The following is a 21,878-nucleotide window of genomic DNA, read 5'->3' on the forward strand; positions in this document are numbered from 1 at the left end:
TCTGCACTTTACGGATGACGGTTGCGCACTAAACCCGCAAAATGCAACGATTCCGGCGACGCCTGTGGGCGTTGTCGATCCAAATTCTTGTGCCAATAGACTGGGCCTGCTGATTTTATGCGAATGCGCCTTATGTTACTGGGCGGCGGAAATGCCCTTGGGCAGGCGCTGATTCGCCTCGGTGCAGAAGAAGACATCGGTTTTCTTGCCCCCCGCCCGCCCGAAGACGGTTGGGATGCCGCGAGCCTGACGCAACTGCTCGACGACACCCGGCCGGACGCCTTGATCAACCTGGCGTATTACTTCGACTGGTTCCAGGCCGAGGCCGTCAGCGAGCAGCGCCTGGCCAGCCAGGAACGCGCCGTCGAGCGCCTGGCCGAACTGTGCCAGCACCACAACATCGTCCTGGTGCAACCGTCCAGCTACCGGGTGTTCGACGGTTCCCGTGCCACCGCCTACAGCGAGAAGGACGAACCGGTGCCCCTGGGCCTGCGTGGCCAGGCGTTGTGGCGGATCGAGCAAAGCGTACGTGCGACCTGTCCGCAGCATGTGCTGCTGCGTTTCGGCTGGCTGCTGGACGACAGCGCCGACGGCATCCTTGGCCGTTTCCTGGCCCGCGCCGAACAGCCCGAGGAGCTGCCGCTGGCCGACGACCGCCGGGGCAATCCGACGCCGGTGGACGATGCGGCACGAGTGATCATCTCGGTGCTCAAGCAACTCGATTGCGCGGCGCCGCTGTGGGGCACCTATCATTACGCCGGGCACGAAGCGACCACGCCACTGGCGCTGGGTCAGGCGATCCTCACCGAAGCCCGCGCCCTGCATCCGCTGGCGATCGAGTCGCCCACCGCCCAGGCTCACGCCGCACGGCCGGACGCCGCCGAAGAACCGCAGCATGCGGTGCTGGCCTGCAAGAAAATTCTGCACACTTTCGGGATCAAGCCCCGCGCCTGGCGCGCCGCGCTCCCGGGCTTACTGGATAGGTTCTATCGCCATGGCTGAAGGTCCTGTTTTAATCACCGGCGGTGCGGGTTTCATCGGCTCGCACCTGACCGACGCCCTGCTCGCCAGGGGACATTCGGTGCGCGTCCTCGATGACTTGTCCACCGGCAAGCGCAGCAACCTGCCATTGGATAACCCGGCGGTCGAACTGATCGAAGGCGACGTCGCCGACGCGGCGCTGGTGGCCCAGGTCATGGCCGGTTGCAGCGCTGTGGCGCACCTGGCGGCAGTGGCCTCGGTGCAAGCCTCGGTGGATGACCCGGTACGCACGCACCAGAGCAATTTCATCGGTACCCTGAATGTCTGCGAAGCCATGCGCCAGACCGGCGTGAAGCGCGTGTTGTTCGCCTCCAGCGCCGCGGTCTACGGCAACAACGGCGAAGGCCAGTCCATCGACGAGGACACGCCCAAGGCACCGCTTACACCCTATGCCTCGGACAAACTGGCCAGCGAGTTCTACCTGGATTTCTATCGCCGCCAGCACGCCCTGGAGCCGGTGGTGTTCCGCTTCTTCAACATCTACGGTCCACGTCAGGATCCGTCTTCGCCGTACTCCGGGGTCATCAGCATCTTCAGCGAGCGGGCACAGAAAGGCTTGCCGATCACCGTGTTCGGCGATGGCGAGCAGACCCGGGATTTTGTCTATGTCCAAGACCTGGTGGACCTGCTGGTGCAGGCCATCGAAAAGCCAGAAGTGGAAGTCGGCGCAGTGAACGTCGGCTGGAACCAGGCGACGACCCTCAAGCAAATGCTCCAGGCCCTCGAGCAAGTGGTCGGCAAGTTGCCGCCGATCAGCTACGGCCCGGCGCGCTCTGGTGACATTCGCCACTCGCGGGCGGACAACCAGCGGCTGTTGCAGCGCTTCAGTTTTCCGACGCAAACGCCGATGAGCGTGGGGCTGGCGCGGTTGCTGGGCCGCTGAACCACGGACACCGGAACCTAATGTGGGAGCGAGCCTGCTCGCGATAGCGGTTTGTCAGCCAACATAGAGGCTGACTGATCTACCGCTATCGCGAGCAGGCTCGCTCCCACAGGGATTTGCGCAAGTTTGAAAGTATGGGTCAGAACTTGTAACCCAACCCCACCATATAGATCCACGGATCCACATCGACATTCACCTTGGCCCGTGTCCCGCCGGCCACGGCGTTGTTGTCGACGTAGGCGCTGGTGTCGATGTCGATGTAGCGAATCTGGCCGTTGATCATGATGTTATCGGTCAGCATGTAGTCGGCGCCGACCTGCCACGCCATGCCCCAGCTGTTGCTTGCACGGAAGTTGCTGAAACCGTTGGCGCTGGCGCCACTGCCGACGTGTTCGTCGTAGATCCAGGTGTAGTTGATACCGGCGCCGACGTAGGGTTGAAACGCCGACTTGGCGTCGAGCGGGTAGTAGACCAGGCTCAGGGTCGGCGGCAGGTGCTTGAGGGTGCCGAGTTTGCCGTTGGCCGCGCCGAGAGCGGTGCCTTTGAGCTTCACGTCATGCTCGAACGGCGAAGCCGCCAGCAGTTCGATCCCCAGGTTGTTGGTCAGCATGTAGGCGAAGTTCAAGCCCAGTTGGGTGTCGCTGCTCATGGTCGCCTTGCCGCCCAGGTCGGCGCCGGCCAGCGGGCCACGGTCGACCTTGACGCTGCCGCTGTCGGCCTCTGGATTGACGGTAATGGCGCCGGCGCGAACGATGATATCGCCGGCCGTATGGGCCTGGGCGAGCGGGGCGGCGAGCGCGAGGGCAACGAGCGAAGCGCTGAGCAGAGACTTGTGCATGGGAGCTCCAAAGGGCATTCAAAAAGGATGGCCTATGGTACGAAGCGCTCTGGGGCGGTCTTTTGACTCAGCTCAATGAAAGTGTGATGAGACTTCAGAGGCCTCATCGTCGGATCGCCGCCCGGAGCAAGCTCGCTCCCACCGGGACGGTGCATGCCGATCCAATGTGGGAGCGAGCCTGCTCGCGATGACTATTTAACTGGCGATACGATAATTACCGGACTCACTCCGGCAGCTCATACACATAAATCTTCTCAGCCTCCATCTGATACCCGGCATCGGCCAGTTCGCTGGTGGACGGCTTGACCTGCATCGGCCCTTCGACCCAGTACGGCTGGTACAACTCATCGAGCTTGACCCCGACTTCGCTCTTCACATGCACGATCTGGTTCGACGGCGGTGGTGGTACATGGATGCAGGCGCCGAAATACGGTACCAGCAAGAAATCCGTGGTGCGGCCTTCCTCGCTGACTTCCAGCGGCACGATGTAACCCGGCAAACGAATCTGCTGCCCATCGAGCGCCTTGACCACCGGCGCGTTGGGCATCTCCTGCCTGGCTGCCGGCGCGGACTCGGCGGCCAGGGCGTCGCTCATCTTCGACAGGTCGTGCAGCGGGGTCATGTTCGGCACTTCCGGCGGCGCGTCGGGCGGGATCATTTCCGACCAGGCCAGGTCCCTCGGCTCGGCCGCCCACAGCGGCAGGGCGACCATCATCAACAACGCAAGCAGGGCGCGGAGCATCTTCAATGTCCTCATAAACGGATCGACAGACCATCGGCCAGCGACTGGCGATAGGCGCGCCAGGCCGGCACGCTGCCCATCAGCAGGGCGGCGAGCAGGATGCCAGCCATTAGCGTCCATTCATACTCGCTCGGCCAGCCCAGCGGCAGATACAAGCCATAGGCCGACTGCACATAGCCCTGGGCTGCAGCGATCCCGACGTACAGCAGCGCCAGGCCCGATGCGACGCCGGCCAGCGCCAGCGCGAAGGCTTCAAGCACCAGCAGGCTTGCAATGTGCCACGGCGGCGCACCCACCGAACGCAGGATCGCCATTTCCCGGCGGCGCTCGTTGAGGCTGGTGAGGATCGCCGTGAGCATGCCGATCAACCCGGTCAGCACCACGAACAGCGAGATCACGAACAGGGCTTTTTCCGCCGTGCCCATCAGGCTCCACAGTTCCTGCAACGCCACGCCGGGCAGGATCGCCAGCAACGGTTCGCCGCGGAACTCGTTGATCTCGCGTTGCAAGGCAAAGGTCGAAATCTTGCTGTTGAGGCCGAGCATGAACGCGGTGATCGCCTGAGGCGTGAGGTCCATGTTGCGGGCCTGGTCGGCGCTGATGCGGCCGTTGCCCTGGGCTGGCGCACCGTTTTTCCAGTCGATGTGAATCGCCTCCATGCCGCCGAGGCTGATGTGCAAGGTACGGTCCACCGGGGTGCCGGTGCGCTTGAGGATGCCGACCACGGTGAACGGCTTGTCGTCGTGCTTGACCAGGCTGATGGCCGCTACGCCGTGAGCCAGCACCAGTTGGTCGCCGAGCTTGTAATGCAGCGCTTCGGCCACTTCGGCGCCGAGCACCACTTCGAACGGATCGGTGGCGAACGCCCGGCCATCGGCGAGCGCCAGGTGTTGTTGGCGACCGTATTGGTAATGCTCGAAGTAGGCTTCGGTGGTGCCCATCACCCGATAACCGCGATGGGAATCGCCCAGGGACATGGGGATCGCCCATTTCACTTTCGGGTTGCTGGCGAAGTGTTCGAAGCTGTCCCAGCGGATGTTATTGGTGGCATTGCCGATGCGAAACACCGAGTACAGCAACAGGTTCACCGAGCCCGAGCGGGCGCCGACGATCAGGTCGGTGCCGCTGATGGTGCTGGCGAAACTGGCCCGCGCCTCGGTGCGCACCCGCTCCACCGCCAACAGCAGGCAAACGGACAGCGCAATGGCGAAAACGGTGAGGATCGCGGTGAAGCGGCGGTTCGCCAGGCTGGCCATGGCTAGACGGAACAGATACATCTCAGACCTCGAGTGGCTTGGCGGTGCGATTGAGATCGGCCAGCGAGAGGTTGCGGTCAAACAGCGCTGCCAGGCTCTGGTCATGGCTGACGAATAGCAGGCTCGATCCGGCGTCGCGACATTCAGCGAACAACAACCGCAGGAAGTTTTCCCGGGCGTCATAGTCCAGGGCCGAGGTCGGTTCGTCGGCGATCACCAGTTCCGGTTGGCCGATCAAGGCCCGGGCGGCGGCGACCCGTTGCTGTTGGCCAATGGACAGCGAGTCGGCGCGCCGTCCGAGCAGGTTCGGATCGGTCAGGCCCAGGTGGGCCAGCAAGGTCGCGGCGGCCTGATCGACACTGCCGTGGCGCTGTACGGCCCGCTGCGCCCGTAGCTTGGAAAAGTGGCAGGGCAACTCGACATTCTCGCGTACCGAGAGAAACGGCAGCAGGTTGAACTGCTGGAAGATGTAGCCGGTGTGATCCACGCGAAACCGGTCGCGACGGCCGGCGCCCAGCGCGCTGAGCTCCTGGCCAAGCAGGCGGATGCTGCCGCGATCCGGCACCTGCACCCCACCCAGAAGCCCCAGCAGCGTGGTCTTGCCACTGCCGCTGGGCCCCTTGAGAAACAGCGTTTCACCGGACTCCAGCCGAAACGCCGGGATGTCCAGTAATGGCGGATGCCCGGGCCAGCTGAAAACCAGGTCGGACAGTTCGATGAGAGCTTGGGTCATGTTGGCCGATGTCAGGATGATGGGAATAGCCCCTTGTGGGAGCGAGCCTGCTCGCGAAAGCAATGGGTCAGGCGACATCTATGTTGGATGTGCCGGCCTCTCGCGAGCAGGCTCGCTCCCACATTGGATATGTGGTGAATGCAGATTCTGCTTCACATCAGATCCCACAGGGTTTTGCAGTGTACTCAGAACTTCAGGGCCGGTGCCTCGGCCGTCACTTCCCCGCCTTGCTGGCCGTTCGGGCCGATCAGTTGTACCAGGATTTTCCGAGTGGCCGGGAAGGCCTTGAACAGGGGCGCCAGGTCCAGATGCGTCAAGGCGCCGGGCGCGACACAACGGAACTGGTAGTGGGCGTGGATTTCGCTGTGTTCGTGGTGCTCGTCGCCATCGTCATCGGCGTCTTCGGCATGGTCCGCGTGTCCCGGTTCGTCGCCGAACAACGGGCTTTCCAGTTCCTGCTGCTCCAGGGAGCACTTGGCATCGGCGAGGTTGATCAACGCCGCCGGTTTCTCCAGTTTCGCCCGCACCGCGGCCACCTTGGCTTTGTCGGCGGCGCTGGTGGCGGCGTGTTCGAAGCCCACCAGGTTCATCGCCGGGCTGTCGAGCTCCAGCTCCAGGGTCTCGCCGTCCAGTGAGGCATTGAGCCGGCCAACGCCATGTTCATGGGCGCCCAGGCTCCCGTGCTCATGGTCGTGATCGTGATCATGCTCGACAGCCGCATGGGCGACAGCCAATGGCAGCAGGGCGAACGGCAGGGCGAGAAGCAGACGGCGCATGACGGATCTCCGGAAATACATGACGTGTTATGTGATCTTATAACAAAACTGCGCAGAGTTTGACCGTCTGCTTGGCGTCGCGCAAGGCCCATGGGAGCATGGGCAGATGAAATTTTCAGGAGCACGGTAATGTTGCGGATACGCGGAACCGTCGGTGATTGGCCGGTGGACTTGACGATTGAAATGGATGAGGGCGACTGGGCGCAGCTCGGCGCGCAACTGCAGGCGGTCAAGCCCGAGAGCGCTGCAACACCGATGGCCAAGCCGGTAAATCAGGATGATGCCCAGTGGCAGATCGCCAAGGAACTGCTGCGCAAGGCCGGGCAGTTGAGCGGTCCGGACCTGCTCGAACAGCTCGAAGGCCTGACCGGCAGCGCCTCGGCGGGCAAGCGCCTGCTGGTGCGCTTGCGCCATTGTGCCGAGGTCAAGGTGCTGAGCGGCGGGGATACGCCGCTCTATAGCTGGATCGAAGCGACGAGCTCCAAGCCGCAAGCTGCAAGCTAAGACAGTCTTGCAGCTTGAAGCTTGAAGCTTGAAGCTTGAAGCTTGAAGCTTGAAGCTTGAAGCTTGCAGCTGCTCCTCTAATACAGCGCCGCAAACAGCTTGCGACGATAAGTCGTCACCAGCGGATGATCATTGCCCAACAGTTCGAACACTTGCAGCAAGGTCTTGTGGGGCAGGCCTTCGCTGTAGCTGCGGTTGCGCATGAACAGCTTGAGCAGCGCGTCGAGGGCCGGTTCGTATTGCTGACGGGCCAGTTGCTGGATCGCCAGTTGGTACACCGCTTCGTCGTCTTGTGGGTCTTTTGCCAGGCGCGCCTTGAGCTCGGCGGCATCCGGCAGGTCTTTCGCCAGGCCGAGGAACTGGATCTGCGCCTTGGCACCCGCCAGGGCGGCCTTGTGTTCGTCGCTTTTCACCGCGTCGAGCACCGCCTGGGCTTCACCCAGTTCACCGCGTTCAGTCAGGCAACGGGCATACAGGATCAGCGCCTTGGCGTTGGTGTTGTCTTCGCCCAGCAACACCGTGAGCAGCGCTTCGGCGTCCGCGAAACGACCGTCGTCGAACAGCGCCTGGGCCTGCTCGAACGGGTCGGCGGCGGTTGGCGGAGGCATCTGCACGTGCGGCTCGAGCATCGCCCTCACGGCTGATTCCGGCTGGGCCCCGGCGAAGCCATCGACCGGTTGGCCGTCCTTGAACAGCACCACGGTCGGCAGGCTGCGGATGCCGAAGCGCGCGACGATGTCTTGTTCGATGTCGCAGTTGACCTTGGCCAGCAGCAATTCACCCCGATAGCTCTCGGCAATGCCTTGCAGCATCGGCATCAGCGCCTTGCACGGTGCACACCACTCGGCCCAGAAATCCACCAGCACTGGTTTGTGGAAGGAGTTGGCGATCACCGACTGGTCGAAATCGGCGGTGGTGGCGTCGAAGATGTAGGGCGTGTCCTGGGTCATGGGAATCTCGTAGAACGCTTGGATGGGGCAACTATAAGGCTTGGTGGGATCGGCTGAAAGCGCAGGCGATGCTCAGGGATATGTGTCGACTGGCAGGGCCTCATCGCGAGCAAGCTCGCTCCCACAGAAGGAGCGTCGTGCGCAAATGATGTGAACAACGGGAAACCCTGTGGGAGCGAGCTTGCTCGCGATGCTTTTGGAGCTAACGCCGCGCGTGATACAGGCTCACATGCCGAAACTCCTCAGGCTCAGCCAGGTCCGGCAAGGTCATGGCCTGGAGCATCTCGATGCGTCGGTACAGCGGATGCTGAAAATCGCGCACCCGGGAATCAGCCACCAAGGACTCGCGGCCGCGACTGAGAAAGTGGTCGAGTAACGGCAGGTTGGCCCGGTCGTAGAGCACGTCGGCGACCAGGATCAGGTCGAAGCGGTCGGCCTCGGCGAAAAAATCCGCCGAATATCCCAGCTCCACGCCATTGAGCGCGGCATTGGCTTGGCAGGCTCCAATCGCCAGCGGATCGAGGTCGCACGCCACCACTTCCAGCGCTCCGGCCTTGAGCGCCGCGATGCCCGCCACGCCGGAACCGGCGCCAAAATCCAGCACGCGCTTGCCCGCCACCCACTGCGGCCGCTCGGCCAGGTAGCGCGCCATCGCCAGGCCGCTGGCCCAGCAGAAGCTCCAATAGGGCGGCTCATGAAGGATGCGCCGGGTTTCTTCCGGGCTGAAGGCGCGGTCCATGTTGTCGCCGTCGATCAACCACAGCTTCAGGTCAGTGCCGGGCAGCGGGCAAGCCACCAGGCGCGCATCGCCGAGCAACTCGCCCAAGGCGCGTTGCAGGTCGTGTGGTGCATTCACGGTGCTTTGACGAATTGCAGGGCGCCCAGGGCCTGGGTGGTCGGTTGGCTGATGCGTTGTTCCGGCAGATGCAGGATCAATTGGCCGGATTGGCTGGCGCGACCGCGCAGTTCCACCCGGGCGCCGGCAGGAAAGGCTTCGGGGTTGAAGCGCAGGCGGAAGGGCAGGGCCTGGTTGGTACCGATCAGGCTGGAGCTGGCGAGCAACTGTTGCGGACGGTCCTTGTCGTCGATCACCAGCAGCGCCAGTTCAACTTCCGCGCCGGCCGGGACGCCTTCGAGGGTGCCGCTCAATTCACGCTGATATGCTGGCAATGGCCCCAGCTCAGCGGCGTGGCGGGCTTTTTCCTGGGCCTGTTTCGGCGCCGGTGCCGGTGCCGGTGCGGGCGCGGCGGGCTTGGGCGCGTCGCTGCTGCACGCCATCAGCAGGCTGAAAAGACTGAGCAAAACGAGCGATCGTAGCGGCATGTGTGGCTCCGGCAAGGTAAATTCCATGGATCAGGTGGTAAGCCCGTCTGTATACCGTAAACCCTATGGCTTGTCTTGCCAGTGGGATGCGCTACCATGGCCCTCCCTTTTTTTGTTGCCTGCCACCATGCACTGTCCCTTCTGCGGTGCCAACGACACCAAAGTCATCGACTCGCGACTGGTCGCCGAGGGCGAACAGGTCCGCCGCCGCCGCGAATGCCTGGCCTGCGGCGAACGTTTCACCACGTTCGAGACCGCTGAACTGGTGTTGCCGCGCCTGATCAAAACCGACGGCAGCCGCCAGCCGTTCGACGAAGACAAACTGCGCGCCGGCATGCAGCGCGCCCTGGAAAAACGCCCGGTGAGCGTCGAGCGCCTGGAAGCGGCGCTGGTGCACATCAAGCACAAGCTGCGGGCCACCGGCGAGCGCGAGGTCAAGTCCCTGGTGGTCGGCGAGCTGGTGATGGCCGAGCTGCAGAAGCTCGACGAAGTCGCCTACATCCGCTTCGCCTCGGTGTACCGGCGCTTCCAGGACCTGAATGAATTCCGCGAGGAAATCGACCGCCTGGCCCGTGAACCGGTGAAAGAATGACCGGCCCGGCGCAACAGGCGGTGCTCGACGCCCACTACATGGCCCGCGCCCTGGAACTGGCGCGGCGCGGCCATTACACCACTCACCCCAATCCCCGGGTCGGTTGCGTGATCGTGCGCGACGGGCAGATTGTCGGTGAAGGCTGGCACGTGCGTGCCGGTGAACCTCATGCCGAAGTCCACGCCTTGCGCGCAGCCGGTGAGCTGGCCCGAGGCGCCACCGCCTACGTCACGCTGGAACCTTGCAGTCATCACGGGCGCACGCCGCCCTGTGCCGATGCGCTGGTCAACGCTGGAGTGGCACGGGTAGTCGCGGCGATGCAGGACCCGAACCCGGAGGTCGCCGGTCGCGGCCTGCAACGGCTGACCCAGGCCGGTATCGCCACCCAAAGCGGCGTGCTGGAGGGCGAAGCGCGCCAGCTCAATCCGGGCTTCCTCAAGCGCATGGAGCACGGCCTGCCGTTCGTGCGGGTCAAGCTCGCCATGAGTCTCGACGGTCGCACCGCCATGCAAAGCGGCGAAAGCCAATGGATCACCGGTCCGGCTGCGCGCTCGGCGGTGCAACGGCTGCGGGCCCAGGCCAGTGTGGTACTGACTGGCGCCGACACGGTGCTGGCGGACAACGCCCGGCTGACCGTGCGTGCCGATGAACTGGGCCTGGACGCGGAGCAAACCGCGCAGGTAATGAGCCGTCCGCCGTTGCGGGTGCTGGTAGACGGACGCCTGCGGGTGCCGCTGGACGCGCCATTCTTCAAGGCCGGCCCGGCGCTGGTCGCCACGTGCATGGCGGTGGAAGAACAGTACGCCAATGGCCCTGAATGCATGATCGTTGCGGGAGATGACGGCCAGGTCGACCTGCACCGTTTGCTCAAGGAACTGGCGGCCCGTGGCGTCAACGAGGTGCTGGTGGAAGCCGGTCCGCGCCTGGCGGGAGCCTTTGCCCGGCTGGGGCTGGTGGATGAGTTCCAGATTTTCTTCGCCGGCAAGTTCCTGGGCTCCACCGCGCGACCGTTACTGGACTGGCCACTGGCGCAGATGAAGGACGCCCCGGCGCTGAAAATCACCGAAATCCGCGCCGTGGGCGATGACTGGCGAGTCATCGCCGTTCCCGTCTCGCCGGCCAGCGTATAATTCCCGGCCTTCGCTCAAGCGGCGGCCCGTTCTCGAGGAGGACTCCATGTTTACCGGCATTATCGAATCCATTGGCAGCATCCGCGCACTCACCCCCAGGGGCGGCGATGTGCGGGTCCACGTCGAAACCGGCAAGCTCGACCTGAGCGACGTCAAACTGGGCGACAGCATCGCGGTCAACGGTGTATGCCTGACCGCGGTGGAACTGCCCGGCAATGGTTTCCTGGCCGATGTCAGCCGCGAAACCCTCGACTGCACCGCCATGAATGACCTCAAGAGCGGCAGCCCGGTCAACCTGGAAAAAGCCCTGACCCCCACCACCCGTCTGGGCGGCCATCTGGTCAGTGGCCATGTGGACGGCGTCGGCGAAGTGGTGTCGCGTAGCGATAACGCCCGGGCTGTGGAGTTTCGTATCCGCGCCCCGAAAGAGCTGGCCAAATACATCGCTCACAAGGGCTCGATCACAGTCGACGGCACCAGCCTGACGGTCAACGCGGTGGATGGCGCCGAGTTCCTGCTGACGATCATCCCGCACACCTTGAGCGAGACCATCATGGCCTCGTACCGGCCGGGGCGCCGGGTCAACCTGGAAGTCGACCTGCTGGCCCGCTACCTGGAGCGCCTGTTGCTCGGTGACAAGGCCGCAGAGCCGGCCTCCGGCAGCAACATCACTGAAAGCTTTCTGGCCGCCAACGGCTATCTGAAATCCTGACCCAAGGGGGTGCCGCGTGGCGCTCAATAGCATCGAAGAACTGGTTGAAGACATCCGCCAAGGCAAGATGGTCATCCTCATGGATGACGAAGACCGCGAGAACGAAGGCGACCTGATCATGGCCGCCGAATGCTGCAAGGCCGAGCACATCAATTTCATGGCCAAGCACGCCCGTGGTCTGATTTGCATGCCGATGACCCGCGAACGTTGCGAGCTGCTGAAACTGCCGCTGATGGCCCCGCGCAACGGTTCGGGCTTCGGCACCAAGTTCACCGTGTCCATCGAGGCCGCCGAGGGCGTGACCACCGGTATCTCCGCAGCCGACCGTGCGCGCACCGTGCAGGCTGCGGCCGCCCGGGACGCCAAGGCCGAGGACATCGTCAGCCCCGGTCACATCTTTCCGCTGATGGCCCAGGCCGGCGGCACCCTGGCCCGCGCCGGCCATACCGAAGCGGCGTGCGACCTGGCGCGCATGGCCGGTTTCGAGCCTGCCGGCGTGATCTGCGAAGTGATGAACGATGACGGCACCATGTCCCGTCGCGCCGAACTGGAAACCTTCGCCGCCGAACACAACATCAAGATCGGCACTATTGCCGACCTGATCCACTACCGGATGATCCACGAGCGTACCGTTCAGCGGATTGCCGAGCAGCCGTTGGACAGCGAACTGGGCCAGTTCAACCTGGTGACCTACCGTGATTCGGTGGAAGGCGACGTGCACATGGCGCTGACCCTGGGCACCGTGTGTGCCGAAGAGCCGACCCTGGTGCGCGTGCACAACATGGACCCGCTGCGCGACCTGCTGATGGTCAAGCAGCCCGGCCGCTGGAGCCTGCGGGCCGCCATGGCCGCGGTGGCCGAGGCCGGCAGCGGCGTGGTGCTGCTGCTCGGGCACCCGCTGGATGGCGACGTGTTGTTGGCGCATATCCGCGAAACCGGCGATCAGGCGGCGGTGAAAAAACCGACCACCTACAGCATCGTCGGTGCCGGTTCGCAGATCCTCCGCGACCTGGGTGTGCGTAAAATGCGCCTGATGAGCGCACCGATGAAGTTTAATGCGATATCCGGTTTCGACCTGGAAGTTGTAGAATACGTGCCCTCCGAATAATGGCCCGGGATTTCGGCATCGTTGTTCAGACTTGTGATTGATTGTGGCGAGGGAGCTTGCTCCCGCTTGGGTGCGCAGCGCCCACAAGAAGGGCCGCTTCGCAGCCCAGCGGGAGCAAGCTCCCTCGGCACGACTTACGCAAGTGAACGACATGGCGCAGTCGAGGCTCTGTATTCAAGGCTAAATATCACCAAGGAGCGCGTACCGAAACGCGCTCTGGCTCTTTAAGAGATCTGACGAATGACCCTGAAGACCATCGAAGGTACCTTCATCGCCCCTAAAGGCCGCTACGCTCTGGTAGTGGGCCGTTTCAACAGTTTCGTGGTCGAGAGCCTGGTTGGCGGTGCGGTCGATGCCTTGGTTCGCCATGGCGTGAACGAAAGCGACATCACCATCATCCGCGCCCCTGGCGCCTTCGAAATTCCGCTGGTTGCGCAGAAAGTCGCTCAAAAGGGCGAATTTGCAGCGATCATCGCCCTGGGCGCGGTCATTCGTGGCGGTACTCCGCACTTCGAATACGTGGCCGGCGAATGCACCAAGGGCCTGGCCCAGGTGTCCATGGAGTTCGGCGTACCGGTCGCCTTCGGTGTACTGACCGTCGATTCCATCGAGCAAGCCATCGAACGTTCCGGCACCAAGGCCGGTAACAAAGGCGCCGAAGCTGCCCTGTCCGCCCTGGAAATGGTCAGCCTGCTGGCGCAGTTGGAGGCCAAGTGATTAGCGACGAAAGCGATCGTTTCAACCCGCGCGATCCCAAGCCGGCCGATGCCGGCAAGCCATCGAAAAGCGCCAAGCGCCGCGAAGCCCGTCAGCTCGCGACTCAGGCGTTGTATCAATGGCACATGGCCAAGCAGTCGTTGAACGAGATCGAGGCGCAGTTTCGCGTCGACAACGATTTCGCCGATGTCGACGGTGCGTATTTCCGCGAGATCCTTCATGGGGTACCGCAGTTCAAGACCGAGATCGACACCGCGCTCGCGCCTTGCCTGGACCTGACCATCGAAGAGCTGGACCCGGTCGAACTGGCGGTCCTGCGCCTGTCCACCTGGGAACTGCTCAAGCGCGTCGACGTACCGTATCGCGTGGTGATCAACGAAGGGATCGAACTGGCGAAAGTCTTCGGCTCCACTGACGGCCACAAATTCGTCAACGGCGTCCTCGACAAGCTCGCCCCGCGCCTGCGTGAAGCCGAAGTGAAAGCGTTCAAGCGCTGACCGACGCTCGCACCGGTGTCCTGCCTCGCCAATGCGTTCGTTTTTGTCGAGTGACTGTTGGTGCCAGGCAACGCAGTATGGCGCCAACAGGCGCCGACAAAAAAAAGAACAGCATGGGTGAGACAGGATACTTGATGGGCGAATTCGAGCTGATCCGCAACTACTTCGCTGCCGCGGCCTGCGCGCAGGGCGGCGAGGGCGTTGCGCTGGGGATCGGCGACGACTGCGCATTGCTGGCCGTTCCTGCCGGGGAACAGTTGGCGGTGTCCACCGACACGCTGGTGGCCGGTGTGCACTTTCCCGACCCTTGCGACCCGTTCCTGCTCGGCCAACGTTCGTTGGCCGTGGCGGTCAGTGACCTGGCTGCCATGGGCGCTACGCCCCTTGCCTTTACCCTTGCCCTGACCTTGCCGACGGTGACCGCCGATTGGCTGCAAGCCTATGCCCGTGGCTTGAATCAAATGGCCCAGGCCTGCGGCGTGGCGCTGATAGGGGGGGACACCACGCGTGGGCCGTTGAGCCTGACCATGACCGTGTTTGGCCGCGTGCCGTCCGGTCAAGCCTTGACCCGCAGCGGCGCACAGCCTGGCGATTTATTGTGTGTCGGCGGTGAACTGGGCAATGCCGCCGGTGCCTTGCCGCTGGTGCTCGGCCAACGCAGCGCTGAACCGGATGTCGCCGAACCGCTGTTGGCCCACTACTGGTCACCGCGCCCGCAGCTCGACCTGGGCCTGGCGTTGCGCGGCAAGGCCAGTGCGGCGATGGATATTTCCGATGGCCTGCTGGCCGATTGCGGCCACATCGCCCTGGCGTCCGGTGTCGCATTACAAGTGGAACGGGACCGGCTGCCGCTGTCCAACGCTTTACAGGCGTTTCTTGGTCGCACGCTCGCGCAGGACGCCGCCCTGAGTGGCGGTGATGACTATGTGCTGTTATTCACCGTGCCGCCGGTCCCATTGTCGGTATTGCAGGCCGAGGGCTGGCCGGTCCACGTAATCGGCTCGGTCATGGCCGGAGAGGGCGTCACACTGGTTGACGGCTCCGGGCACGACATCACCCCGACCATTCGGGGTTATCAACATTTTCGGGAGACACCGTGACAGATCATCCCAATCAGGTCCCGGCAGAGTTCGTTCCGCCCTCGGTCTGGCGCAACCCATGGCATTTCATGGCATTCGGCTTCGGTTCGGGCACCTTGCCCAAGGCTCCGGGCACCTGGGGCTCGCTGGTTGCGCTACCCTTCATACCGTTGTGGCAGATGTTGCCGGACTGGGGCTACTGGCTGATGCTGGGCATCACCATGCTGTTTGGCTTCTGGTTGTGCGGCAAAGTGGCGGATGACCTGCGAGTGCACGATCATGAGGGTATCGTCTGGGATGAAATGGTCGGTATGTGGATCACCCTATGGCTGGTGCCTGAAGGCTGGTACTGGCTGTTGACGGGTTTTGTGGTGTTCCGCTTCTTCGATATCCTCAAGCCGTGGCCGATCCGCTGGATCGACCGGCATGTGCATGGAGGTGTCGGGATCATGCTCGACGATGTACTGGCCGGGGTCTTTGCCTGGCTGGCAATGCAAGGATTGGTGTGGTGTTTCACCTGAGGGAGTCAGGAATGGGCGTGAGTCGCGCACTGTTGCTGTTGCTGTTGTTGTGTCTGGGGATCTGTCTCGGTGTTCGGGCGGCCGACCAGGCGCCGCTGCCGGGCAAGGTCCGCGCCGCCAGCGAAGAGTGGGCGGCTTATACCCAGGCCGACGGCCAGGGCATGGGCTGGGATATCTTGCGCGAGGTGTTCGAACCCGAAGGCGTCAAGCTGGAGATCCGCAGCGTGCCCTATACCCGTTCCACAGGGCTTGTGCAGCGTGGCGAAGCCGACGTCCAGGTCGGCGCCTACCGCGATGAAACCGAAGGCGTGCTCTATCCGAAGTGGCATTACGACGTCGATCACATCTACGCGCTGGGGCTGATGAGCAAGCCGGCGCCCACGTTGGCGACATTGGGCAATTACCGCCTGGTCTGGATGCGCGGCTACGAGTACAACAGCTACCTGCCCAATGTCCGTCGCTTCAATGAAATCCACCGTGCCGTGGGTATTCTGCCAATGCTGGTGCACGATCGCGCCGACTTCTATATCGATGCGTTGATGGAAATCCAGGACGTGCTCTCCAAGACCGACAACCCTCAGCAGTTCAGGCTCACGCCGCTGATCAATCTGCCGCTCTACCTGGGGTTTGCCAACACCGAGAATGGTCGGGCATTACGGGCGTTGTATGACCGGCGCATGGAGGTACTGGTCAAAAGCGGCCAGTTGAAGCCGATTTTCGAGCGTTGGAAGCAACCTTACCCATTCGACGAGAACGGCAAGCCACCCAAGCCGTAATCAAACTTTTCGATGGTAATGGACGACAATTCAGCCTAAGCGTCCGCCCGGACCTGCTGTTACAATGCCTGCCTCTGCGAATCTCCAGTACTAGATCAGGAGCACACCGGTGCCTGTCGTTTTTGTTGCCGCTTCCAAGCTGCCAACGCCCTTTGCGCAATTCACCATGCATGGTTTTCTCGATGAAGCCACCGGCCGCGAGCACGTGGTGCTGAGCCTGGGGGATATCGCCGATGGCGCGCCGGTGCTTGGCCGCCTGCACTCCGAATGCCTGACGGGCGATGCCCTGTTCAGTCAGCGCTGCGATTGTGGTTCGCAACTCGAAGCCGCGTTGCAGGCCATCGCCCGTGAAGGCCGTGGCGTGCTGCTGTACCTGCGCCAGGAAGGGCGTGGCATCGGCCTGTTGAACAAGATCCGCGCCTATGAGTTGCAGGATGGGGGCGCCGATACGGTGGAAGCCAACGAGCGCCTGGGCTTTGCCGCTGATTTGCGCGACTACAGTATCTGCCTGCCGATGCTGGAACATCTGGGTGTCAAGTCGCTGCGACTGATGACCAACAACCCGCGCAAGGTCAAGGCGATGACTGACATGGGCATCGTGGTGGCCGAGCGCGTGCCGCTGCACACCGGGCACAATCCCCACAACAAACTCTACCTGGCGACCAAGGCCAGCAAGCTCGACCACATGATGGGCAACGAGCATCAGGGCGAGGTTGACCGGGCGTGACCCGTGGTCAGGTCCGGCGGCGATTGGCCGTCAAATGGTGGCAATACCTGGCGCTGGCCTTGCTGCCGTTGTTCGTGATCAACGCAGTGTTCGGTCAGGGCGAAGCGATTCTGCCAATGTTGGCGATGCCGCTGTTCATCGCGGGTCTGGCCTCGATGTTTGTCAGCCTGCGATTTTTCGGGCCTTACAAGAATGCCTTGGTGTCCACCCAGAAAGCCCTCGACACCCCCCAGGAGCCTGAAGCCTGGATCACCCTGGCAGCCCGTCGCCGCGCTGCGCTCCTGGTTGCGGGGCTGCCGGCCTGGATCGGTGCGCTGGCGGTATTCGTGGGGTTGGAAGCGGTGCCGTTGATCCTGTTGGCGCTGTCGACGGCGGTGCTGTTCTACCTGTATCGCATCCCGCGTCAGCTCGGCTGATAGCACAACTCCTGTGGGAGCGAGCAGGCTCGCTCCCACAGGTTTTTTGTTGCTTGAAAATTATCGGCCCAGCAACTGCAACCGCTGGCGCACGGATGCTTCGATCCCGGCTTCATCCAGCCCACATTCCGCCAGCATCTGCGCTGGCTTCGCGTGTTCGACGTAGATATCCGGCAGCCCCAGGTGCAGCACGGGCTTGAGAATGTTGTCGCGGGCCAGGAATTCGCTGACCGCCGCGCCGGCACCACCCATGATGGCGTTTTCCTCGATGGTCACCAGCAGTTCGTGGCTGCCGGCGATCTCGCGTACCAAGGCTTCGTCCAGGGGTTTGACGAAACGCATGTCCACCACGGTGGCGCCCAGGGTCTCGGCGACTTTCATGGCTTCGGCCAGTTGTACGCCAAATACCAGCAGGGCAGTCTGCTTGCCTTGGCGGCGAATGACACCCTTGCCGATCTCAATGGGTTCGAGGTCGGCGTCGATGGTGGCGTTCGGGCCGGTGCCGCGTGGGTAGCGCACCGCCGCCGGGCCATTGAACAGGTGGCCGGTGGTGAGCATCTTGCGCAATTCGTTCTCGTCGCTCGGGGTCATCACCAGCATGCCGGGGATGCAGCGCAGGAACGACAGGTCGAAGCTGCCGGCGTGGGTCGGGCCGTCTTCGCCCACCAGGCCTGCGCGGTCGATGGCGAACAGCACGTCGAGGTTCTGCACCGCCACGTCATGTATCAACTGGTCATAGCCGCGTTGCAGGAAGGTCGAGTAGATCGCCACCACCGGCTTGGCGCCTTCGCAGGCCATGCCGGCGGCGAGCGTCACGGCGTGTTGCTCGGCGATCGCTACGTCGAAGTAGCGCTGCGGGTAACGCTCGCTGAAGGCCACCAGGTCCGAGCCTTCCTTCATCGCCGGGGTGATGCCCACCAGGCGCGGGTCGGCGGCGGCCATGTCGCACAGCCACTGGCCGAACACGCCGGAATACTTCGGTCCACCGGCCTTTTTCGGTGCGGCGGCGGGGGCGTCCAGCGGTTCGAGCTTGGTGATGGCGTGGTAACCGATGGGGTCGACTTCCGCCGGGGCGAAGCCTTTGCCCTTCTTGGTGACCACGTGCAGGAACTGCGGGCCCTTTAGATCGCGCATGTTGCGCAGCGTGGCGATCAGCGTCGGCAGGTCGTGGCCGTCGATCGGGCCGATGTAGTTCCAACCCAGCTCTTCGAACAGCGTGCCGGGCACCAGCATGCCCTTGGCGTACTCCTCGGTGCGGCGGGCGATTTCCCAGGCACCGGGCAGGCGCGACAGCACCTTCTTGCTGCCTTCGCGCATGCTGGCGTAGGTGCGGCTGGAGAGGATCTTCGCCAGGTAGTTGGACAATCCGCCGACATTGCGCGAAATCGACATGTCGTTGTCGTTGAGGATCACCAGCATGTTGGCGTTGACTTCCGGCGCGTGGTTCAGCGCCTCGAACGCCATGCCTGCGGTCAGTGCGCCATCGCCGATCACCGCAATTGCCTTGCGCTCGCTGTTCTGCAGGCGGGCGGCAATCGCCATGCCCAGGGCGGCGCTGATGGAGGTGCTGGAGTGGCCGACGCCAAAGGTGTCGTATTCGCTCTCCGAACGGCGCGGGAATGCAGCCACGCCATCCTTCTGGCGCAGGGTGCTCATGCGCGCACGGCGGCCGGTCAGGATCTTGTGTGGATAGGCCTGGTGCCCGACGTCCCACACCAGCCGGTCGTCCGGGGTGTCGAACACGTAATGCAGGGCGATGGTCAGCTCGATGACGCCCAGGCCCGCACCGAAGTGCCCGCCGGTCTGGCCGACCGTGTAGAGCAGTTCCAGGCGCAACTCATCGGCCAGGGTTTCCAGCTCGGCTTCACCCAGCCGGCGCAGGCCGTCCGGCGTGTTGGCGCGGTCCAGCAGCGGCGTGGTCGGGCGTTTGCGGGGAATCTCTTGAAACGTCGTGGGCATCAGGCGAATCGTTATAGGTATAGAAAGAGGCGGCAGTTTACCCTATGCATCGCAAGCTGCCCACGCGTTGGCCGGAACTTGGCCGATACGCACTTATGAATGGGTTGACCCTGTATCAGCTGCGTCGTTCGACGATATAACGCGCCAAGTCGCGCAACGGCTCGGCCGCCGCGTCAAACGGTCGCAATGCTTCCAGGGCCTGGTCGCGCAATTCCAGGGCGTAGGCCTTGGCGGCATCGAGGCCCAGCAGGGCCGGGTAGGTCGGCTTGTCGCGGGCGATGTCGGCACCCTGGCGTTTGCCCAGGGTCTGGGTATCGCTTTCCACGTCGAGGATGTCGTCCTGCACCTGGAACGCCAGGCCAATGGCCCGGGCATAGGTCTGCAAGGCTTTCAACTGGACGGGCGTGGCCCGGCCGCTGGCCAGGGCGCCGAGTTTGACGCTGGCCTCGATCAGCGCGCCGGTCTTGTGCCGGTGCATGTATTCCAGGGCGCTCTGATCCAGCTTCAGGCCTACCGAACCCAAGTCGATGGCCTGGCCGCCGACCATGCCAGCAGGGCCTGCCGCCAATGCCAAGGCGCTGACCATGTCCAGGCGAATCTGCGCCGGGCAATCGCTAAGGGTCGGGTCCAGCAAGGCGCTGAAGGCCAGGCTCTGCAAGCCATCGCCGGCGAGGATTGCGCAGGCTTCGTCGAATTGCTTGTGGGTGGTCGGCTGGCCGCGACGCAGGTCGTCATCGTCCATCGCCGGCAAGTCATCGTGAACCAGCGAATACGCGTGAATCAGCTCCACCGCGCAGGCCGCGCCGTTGGCCTGTTCGGCCACGCCGCCCAAGGCTTCACAGGCGGCGTAGGCGAGCAGTGGACGTACACGCTTGCCGCCGTTCATCACGCTGTAGCGCATGGCTTCGTACAAGCGCCCCAGCTCCGGACTCGGGGCGGTGAACAGGGTGTCCAGCGCAGCATTGACCCGGGCCTGGCTGCTGGCCTGATAAGCATCGATCATTCAGGCTGTTCCGCGTCGAAAGGCTCTTCGGTCAGTTCACCGTCGCGCTCGAGCAGCAACTGCACCTTCTGCTCGGCCTGGGCCAGCGCCGCCTGGCAGTCGCGAGTCAAGCCGATACCCTGCTCAAAGGCGGTCAGCGAGTCTTCCAGCGACAATTCGCCGTTCTCCAGCCGTTCGACCAGCGCTTGCAGGTCGGCCAGAGATTGTTCGAAATCCAGTGCAGCTTTTTTGCGGGCCATGGCGGCTATTCCGGTTGACTGTTAAACCGGCGCGACACTAGCAGACATGGGGTATTGGGGCAAATCAGGGGCGGGGACAAATCATCTGGATCTTGAAGCTGCGAACCTGTGGCGTGGGCATGCGTCTTGATGAGCTGGCACTGAGGACCGCTCCTGTGGCGAGGGAGCTTGCTCCCGCTGGGGCGCGCAGCGGCCCCGAGTCCGGCTAACCCGGTTTGTCAGGCGAAACGCATTCAGCTTCGGGGGAGCCTGCTGCGCAGTCCAGCGGGAGCAAGCGCCCTCGCTACGGTTTGTGCGTTGAAGTAGCTCAAATTTTGAACAGTTTTGGTTGCTCGGCTCATTTGATGAGCCGAATAGCCGTCCTATTCGGCTCACACCACCCTCAGTACGTGATTTCCCACACAGATTCGCGTGTTCCCCGATTGTGAATAATTGGCCGAATCGCTAATCTTCGCGCCATCTACAGCCCCTTTGTAACGGGGCCTTCAGACGAAACCCGAATAATGACAAACAAGCGCCGAGGAAGGGCGCCGGGTTGCGTTGTGCATGGCAGGAGGCAGACGTGCGTTTTCTTTCATTGTTGATCGTGTTGTTGAGCGCGTCCCAGGCGTGGGCCGAGCCTTCGGCCGAGCTGTCGGAGCCGGTGGGTGGCTGGCGCTTCAACGGTTTGCTCGATCGCAGCGAAAATCCCCAGGTTGCCTATCCCACGCCGCCCATCGACCGTGGCGTGCAGCGCAATCGCACGATGATCGAGGGCCGGATCAAGGCCATGGGCACGATGCGCCAACCCCACAGCCTGGCGGTCAACGGCAATCCGCTCAATCTTTATACCGACGAGCAAGGGCGTTTCGCCCGGCCGTATGCGTTCGGTGCCGGCTCCAACAGCGTCGAGGTGCGCAGCTCCGAGGGCAAGTCCCTCAAGCGGGTGCAGTTCTATGAAGCCAACAATCTGCGCACCCCGGCGCAAATCCGCGTGGTGCTCGGCTGGGATGATCCCAAGGCCGAGCTCGACCTGCATATCGTCACACCGGACGGCCAACATGCATTCTTCGGCCAGCCGGCGCTGAGCAACGGTGGTGGCCTCGACCCCGATGGAGTCGATGGCCCCGGCCCCGAGATGTTCACCATGACCGCGCCGATGCACGGCACCTACCTGGTCTATGTGAACTACTGGGGAAACTACGGCGACGGTGGGTACAACTTCGACGAAACCAGCAACCAGAACGAGGTGATCACCTCGCAGATCAACCTGGTGCTCAACGAAAACACCGTCGATGAAAAACGCGAGACCTTTGTCGTGCCCCTGCGCGCCATTGGTGATCTGCTGCTGGTCAAGACCTTCAACTATTAAGTACT

General features: G+C 63.3%; 26 protein-coding genes. 15 read left to right on the forward strand and 11 right to left on the reverse strand.

Annotated elements, in window-relative coordinates; translation table 11 throughout:
- Positions 1-117 precede the first annotated feature (117 nt).
- Complete coding sequence (locus ACLEJQ_RS20535; protein WP_440797872.1) at positions 118-1,002, forward strand: sugar nucleotide-binding protein; 885 nt, start codon at positions 118-120, stop codon at positions 1,000-1,002.
- A complete protein-coding gene (locus ACLEJQ_RS20540) occupies positions 995-1,924 on the forward strand; it encodes an NAD-dependent epimerase/dehydratase family protein (protein WP_440797874.1) in 930 nt (309 codons plus the stop codon). The genes ACLEJQ_RS20535 and ACLEJQ_RS20540 overlap by 8 nt, the downstream gene beginning before the upstream one ends.
- Positions 1,925-2,063: 139 nt before the next feature.
- Here ACLEJQ_RS20540 and ACLEJQ_RS20545 read toward each other — a convergent pair whose 3' ends face one another.
- From ACLEJQ_RS20545 to ACLEJQ_RS20565, 5 genes are all read right to left on the reverse strand, one after another.
- Positions 2,064-2,762, reverse strand: coding sequence for an OmpW/AlkL family protein (locus ACLEJQ_RS20545; RefSeq protein WP_440797876.1), 699 nt, complete (start codon positions 2,760-2,762; stop codon positions 2,064-2,066).
- 223 nt (positions 2,763-2,985) lie between these two features.
- Entirely contained in the window at positions 2,986-3,504 is a 519-nt protein-coding gene (locus ACLEJQ_RS20550) for a DUF3299 domain-containing protein (protein WP_440797878.1), read from the reverse strand.
- Positions 3,505-3,515: 11 nt separating this feature from the next.
- Positions 3,516-4,781 (reverse strand): ABC transporter permease, encoded by a 1,266-nt coding sequence (locus ACLEJQ_RS20555; protein WP_440797880.1) that lies wholly within the window; start codon positions 4,779-4,781, stop codon positions 3,516-3,518.
- A gap of 1 nt (position 4,782) precedes the next feature.
- Positions 4,783-5,493, reverse strand: a complete 711-nt coding sequence (locus ACLEJQ_RS20560; protein ID WP_440797882.1) for an ABC transporter ATP-binding protein — start codon at positions 5,491-5,493, stop codon at positions 4,783-4,785.
- A 185-nt stretch (positions 5,494-5,678) separates the two neighbouring features.
- Complete coding sequence (locus tag ACLEJQ_RS20565; RefSeq protein WP_440797884.1) at positions 5,679-6,269, reverse strand: DUF2796 domain-containing protein; 591 nt, start codon at positions 6,267-6,269, stop codon at positions 5,679-5,681.
- A 129-nt stretch (positions 6,270-6,398) separates the two neighbouring features.
- Here ACLEJQ_RS20565 and ACLEJQ_RS20570 point away from each other — a divergent pair, with 129 nt between their 5' ends.
- Positions 6,399-6,773: a hypothetical protein gene (locus ACLEJQ_RS20570; RefSeq protein ID WP_440797885.1), complete on the forward strand. Its 375-nt coding sequence runs from the start codon at positions 6,399-6,401 to the stop codon at positions 6,771-6,773.
- A gap of 77 nt (positions 6,774-6,850) precedes the next feature.
- On the opposite strand, the gene trxA is transcribed toward ACLEJQ_RS20570, so the two are convergent.
- The 3 genes from trxA to ACLEJQ_RS20585 all read right to left on the reverse strand — a co-directional run bounded on the left by trxA (position 6,851) and on the right by ACLEJQ_RS20585 (position 9,046).
- The gene (trxA, locus tag ACLEJQ_RS20575; protein ID WP_440797887.1) at positions 6,851-7,723 is read right to left on the reverse strand and encodes a thioredoxin; all 873 of its coding nucleotides are present in this window, start codon (positions 7,721-7,723) and stop codon (positions 6,851-6,853) included.
- A 202-nt stretch (positions 7,724-7,925) separates the two neighbouring features.
- Positions 7,926-8,579, reverse strand: a complete 654-nt coding sequence (locus ACLEJQ_RS20580) for a class I SAM-dependent methyltransferase (protein WP_440797889.1) — start codon at positions 8,577-8,579, stop codon at positions 7,926-7,928.
- A complete protein-coding gene (locus ACLEJQ_RS20585) occupies positions 8,576-9,046 on the reverse strand; it encodes a YbaY family lipoprotein (RefSeq protein ID WP_440797891.1) in 471 nt (156 codons plus the stop codon). Before ACLEJQ_RS20585 ends, ACLEJQ_RS20580 begins: the two co-directional genes overlap by 4 nt.
- A 127-nt stretch (positions 9,047-9,173) precedes the next feature.
- Here ACLEJQ_RS20585 and nrdR point away from each other — a divergent pair, with 127 nt between their 5' ends.
- The 11 genes from nrdR to ACLEJQ_RS20640 all read left to right on the forward strand — a co-directional run bounded on the left by nrdR (position 9,174) and on the right by ACLEJQ_RS20640 (position 17,321).
- Entirely contained in the window at positions 9,174-9,638 is a 465-nt protein-coding gene (gene nrdR / locus ACLEJQ_RS20590) for a transcriptional regulator NrdR (protein WP_024778359.1), read from the forward strand.
- A complete protein-coding gene (gene ribD / locus ACLEJQ_RS20595) occupies positions 9,635-10,768 on the forward strand; it encodes a bifunctional diaminohydroxyphosphoribosylaminopyrimidine deaminase/5-amino-6-(5-phosphoribosylamino)uracil reductase RibD (RefSeq protein WP_440797893.1) in 1,134 nt (377 codons plus the stop codon). Before nrdR ends, ribD begins: the two co-directional genes overlap by 4 nt.
- Positions 10,769-10,814: 46 nt before the next feature.
- Positions 10,815-11,480 (forward strand): riboflavin synthase, encoded by a 666-nt coding sequence (locus ACLEJQ_RS20600; protein ID WP_440797895.1) that lies wholly within the window; start codon positions 10,815-10,817, stop codon positions 11,478-11,480.
- 16 nt (positions 11,481-11,496) lie between these two features.
- Positions 11,497-12,588 (forward strand): bifunctional 3,4-dihydroxy-2-butanone-4-phosphate synthase/GTP cyclohydrolase II, encoded by a 1,092-nt coding sequence (gene ribBA, locus ACLEJQ_RS20605; RefSeq protein WP_440797897.1) that lies wholly within the window; start codon positions 11,497-11,499, stop codon positions 12,586-12,588.
- A gap of 240 nt (positions 12,589-12,828) precedes the next feature.
- The gene (gene ribH / locus ACLEJQ_RS20610) at positions 12,829-13,305 is read left to right on the forward strand and encodes a 6,7-dimethyl-8-ribityllumazine synthase (RefSeq protein WP_440797899.1); all 477 of its coding nucleotides are present in this window, start codon (positions 12,829-12,831) and stop codon (positions 13,303-13,305) included.
- On the forward strand, positions 13,302-13,802 hold the full coding sequence (gene nusB, locus ACLEJQ_RS20615) for a transcription antitermination factor NusB (RefSeq protein ID WP_440797901.1): 501 nt from the start codon (positions 13,302-13,304) through the stop codon (positions 13,800-13,802). The genes ribH and nusB overlap by 4 nt, the downstream gene beginning before the upstream one ends.
- A 134-nt stretch (positions 13,803-13,936) precedes the next feature.
- A complete protein-coding gene (gene thiL, locus ACLEJQ_RS20620; protein WP_440797903.1) occupies positions 13,937-14,902 on the forward strand; it encodes a thiamine-phosphate kinase in 966 nt (321 codons plus the stop codon).
- The gene (locus ACLEJQ_RS20625) at positions 14,899-15,402 is read left to right on the forward strand and encodes a phosphatidylglycerophosphatase A family protein (RefSeq protein ID WP_440797904.1); all 504 of its coding nucleotides are present in this window, start codon (positions 14,899-14,901) and stop codon (positions 15,400-15,402) included. Before thiL ends, ACLEJQ_RS20625 begins: the two co-directional genes overlap by 4 nt.
- Positions 15,403-15,413: 11 nt before the next feature.
- A complete protein-coding gene (locus tag ACLEJQ_RS20630; protein WP_440797906.1) occupies positions 15,414-16,178 on the forward strand; it encodes a substrate-binding periplasmic protein in 765 nt (254 codons plus the stop codon).
- A 109-nt stretch (positions 16,179-16,287) separates the two neighbouring features.
- Entirely contained in the window at positions 16,288-16,905 is a 618-nt protein-coding gene (gene ribA / locus ACLEJQ_RS20635) for a GTP cyclohydrolase II (protein ID WP_440797908.1), read from the forward strand.
- Complete coding sequence (locus ACLEJQ_RS20640) at positions 16,902-17,321, forward strand: MFS transporter (protein ID WP_440797910.1); 420 nt, start codon at positions 16,902-16,904, stop codon at positions 17,319-17,321. The genes ribA and ACLEJQ_RS20640 overlap by 4 nt, the downstream gene beginning before the upstream one ends.
- A gap of 60 nt (positions 17,322-17,381) precedes the next feature.
- On the opposite strand, the gene dxs is transcribed toward ACLEJQ_RS20640, so the two are convergent.
- The 3 genes from dxs to ACLEJQ_RS20655 all read right to left on the reverse strand — a co-directional run bounded on the left by dxs (position 17,382) and on the right by ACLEJQ_RS20655 (position 20,522).
- Positions 17,382-19,280, reverse strand: a complete 1,899-nt coding sequence (gene dxs, locus ACLEJQ_RS20645; RefSeq protein WP_440797912.1) for a 1-deoxy-D-xylulose-5-phosphate synthase — start codon at positions 19,278-19,280, stop codon at positions 17,382-17,384.
- A 115-nt stretch (positions 19,281-19,395) separates the two neighbouring features.
- On the reverse strand, positions 19,396-20,283 hold the full coding sequence (ispA, locus tag ACLEJQ_RS20650) for a (2E,6E)-farnesyl diphosphate synthase (protein WP_440797914.1): 888 nt from the start codon (positions 20,281-20,283) through the stop codon (positions 19,396-19,398).
- Complete coding sequence (locus ACLEJQ_RS20655) at positions 20,280-20,522, reverse strand: exodeoxyribonuclease VII small subunit (protein ID WP_305498501.1); 243 nt, start codon at positions 20,520-20,522, stop codon at positions 20,280-20,282. The genes ispA and ACLEJQ_RS20655 overlap by 4 nt, the downstream gene beginning before the upstream one ends.
- 562 nt (positions 20,523-21,084) lie before the next feature.
- On the opposite strand from ACLEJQ_RS20655, the gene ACLEJQ_RS20660 reads away from it, so the two are divergent.
- Positions 21,085-21,873, forward strand: a complete 789-nt coding sequence (locus ACLEJQ_RS20660) for a YfaP family protein (protein ID WP_440797917.1) — start codon at positions 21,085-21,087, stop codon at positions 21,871-21,873.
- The last annotated feature ends 5 nt before the right edge of the window (positions 21,874-21,878 follow it).

It is taken from the genome of Pseudomonas sp. SMV71, from assembly GCF_052042015.1.
In the GTDB taxonomy this organism is placed as follows: Bacteria; Pseudomonadota; Gammaproteobacteria; order Pseudomonadales; family Pseudomonadaceae; genus Aquipseudomonas.

Excerpts from the sequence above, each read along its gene's own strand:
- ACLEJQ_RS20535 (WP_440797872.1), top strand. The coding sequence starts at position 118 with ATGCGAATGCGCCTTATGTTACTGGGCGGCGGAAATGCCCTTGGGCAG.
- ACLEJQ_RS20540 (WP_440797874.1), top strand. The coding sequence starts at position 995 with ATGGCTGAAGGTCCTGTTTTAATCACCGGCGGTGCGGGTTTCATCGGC.
- ACLEJQ_RS20545 (WP_440797876.1), bottom strand. The coding sequence starts at position 2,762 with ATGCACAAGTCTCTGCTCAGCGCTTCGCTCGTTGCCCTCGCGCTCGCC.
- ACLEJQ_RS20550 (WP_440797878.1), bottom strand. The coding sequence starts at position 3,504 with ATGCTCCGCGCCCTGCTTGCGTTGTTGATGATGGTCGCCCTGCCGCTG.
- ACLEJQ_RS20555 (WP_440797880.1), bottom strand. The coding sequence starts at position 4,781 with ATGTATCTGTTCCGTCTAGCCATGGCCAGCCTGGCGAACCGCCGCTTC.
- ACLEJQ_RS20560 (WP_440797882.1), bottom strand. The coding sequence starts at position 5,493 with ATGACCCAAGCTCTCATCGAACTGTCCGACCTGGTTTTCAGCTGGCCC.
- ACLEJQ_RS20565 (WP_440797884.1), bottom strand. The coding sequence starts at position 6,269 with ATGCGCCGTCTGCTTCTCGCCCTGCCGTTCGCCCTGCTGCCATTGGCT.
- ACLEJQ_RS20570 (WP_440797885.1), top strand. The coding sequence starts at position 6,399 with ATGTTGCGGATACGCGGAACCGTCGGTGATTGGCCGGTGGACTTGACG.
- trxA (WP_440797887.1), bottom strand. The coding sequence starts at position 7,723 with ATGACCCAGGACACGCCCTACATCTTCGACGCCACCACCGCCGATTTC.
- ACLEJQ_RS20585 (WP_440797891.1), bottom strand. The coding sequence starts at position 9,046 with ATGCCGCTACGATCGCTCGTTTTGCTCAGTCTTTTCAGCCTGCTGATG.
- nrdR (WP_024778359.1), top strand. The coding sequence starts at position 9,174 with ATGCACTGTCCCTTCTGCGGTGCCAACGACACCAAAGTCATCGACTCG.
- ribD (WP_440797893.1), top strand. The coding sequence starts at position 9,635 with ATGACCGGCCCGGCGCAACAGGCGGTGCTCGACGCCCACTACATGGCC.
- ACLEJQ_RS20600 (WP_440797895.1), top strand. The coding sequence starts at position 10,815 with ATGTTTACCGGCATTATCGAATCCATTGGCAGCATCCGCGCACTCACC.
- ribH (WP_440797899.1), top strand. The coding sequence starts at position 12,829 with ATGACCCTGAAGACCATCGAAGGTACCTTCATCGCCCCTAAAGGCCGC.
- thiL (WP_440797903.1), top strand. The coding sequence starts at position 13,937 with ATGGGCGAATTCGAGCTGATCCGCAACTACTTCGCTGCCGCGGCCTGC.
- ACLEJQ_RS20630 (WP_440797906.1), top strand. The coding sequence starts at position 15,414 with ATGGGCGTGAGTCGCGCACTGTTGCTGTTGCTGTTGTTGTGTCTGGGG.
- dxs (WP_440797912.1), bottom strand. The coding sequence starts at position 19,280 with ATGCCCACGACGTTTCAAGAGATTCCCCGCAAACGCCCGACCACGCCG.
- ispA (WP_440797914.1), bottom strand. The coding sequence starts at position 20,283 with ATGATCGATGCTTATCAGGCCAGCAGCCAGGCCCGGGTCAATGCTGCG.
- ACLEJQ_RS20655 (WP_305498501.1), bottom strand. The coding sequence starts at position 20,522 with ATGGCCCGCAAAAAAGCTGCACTGGATTTCGAACAATCTCTGGCCGAC.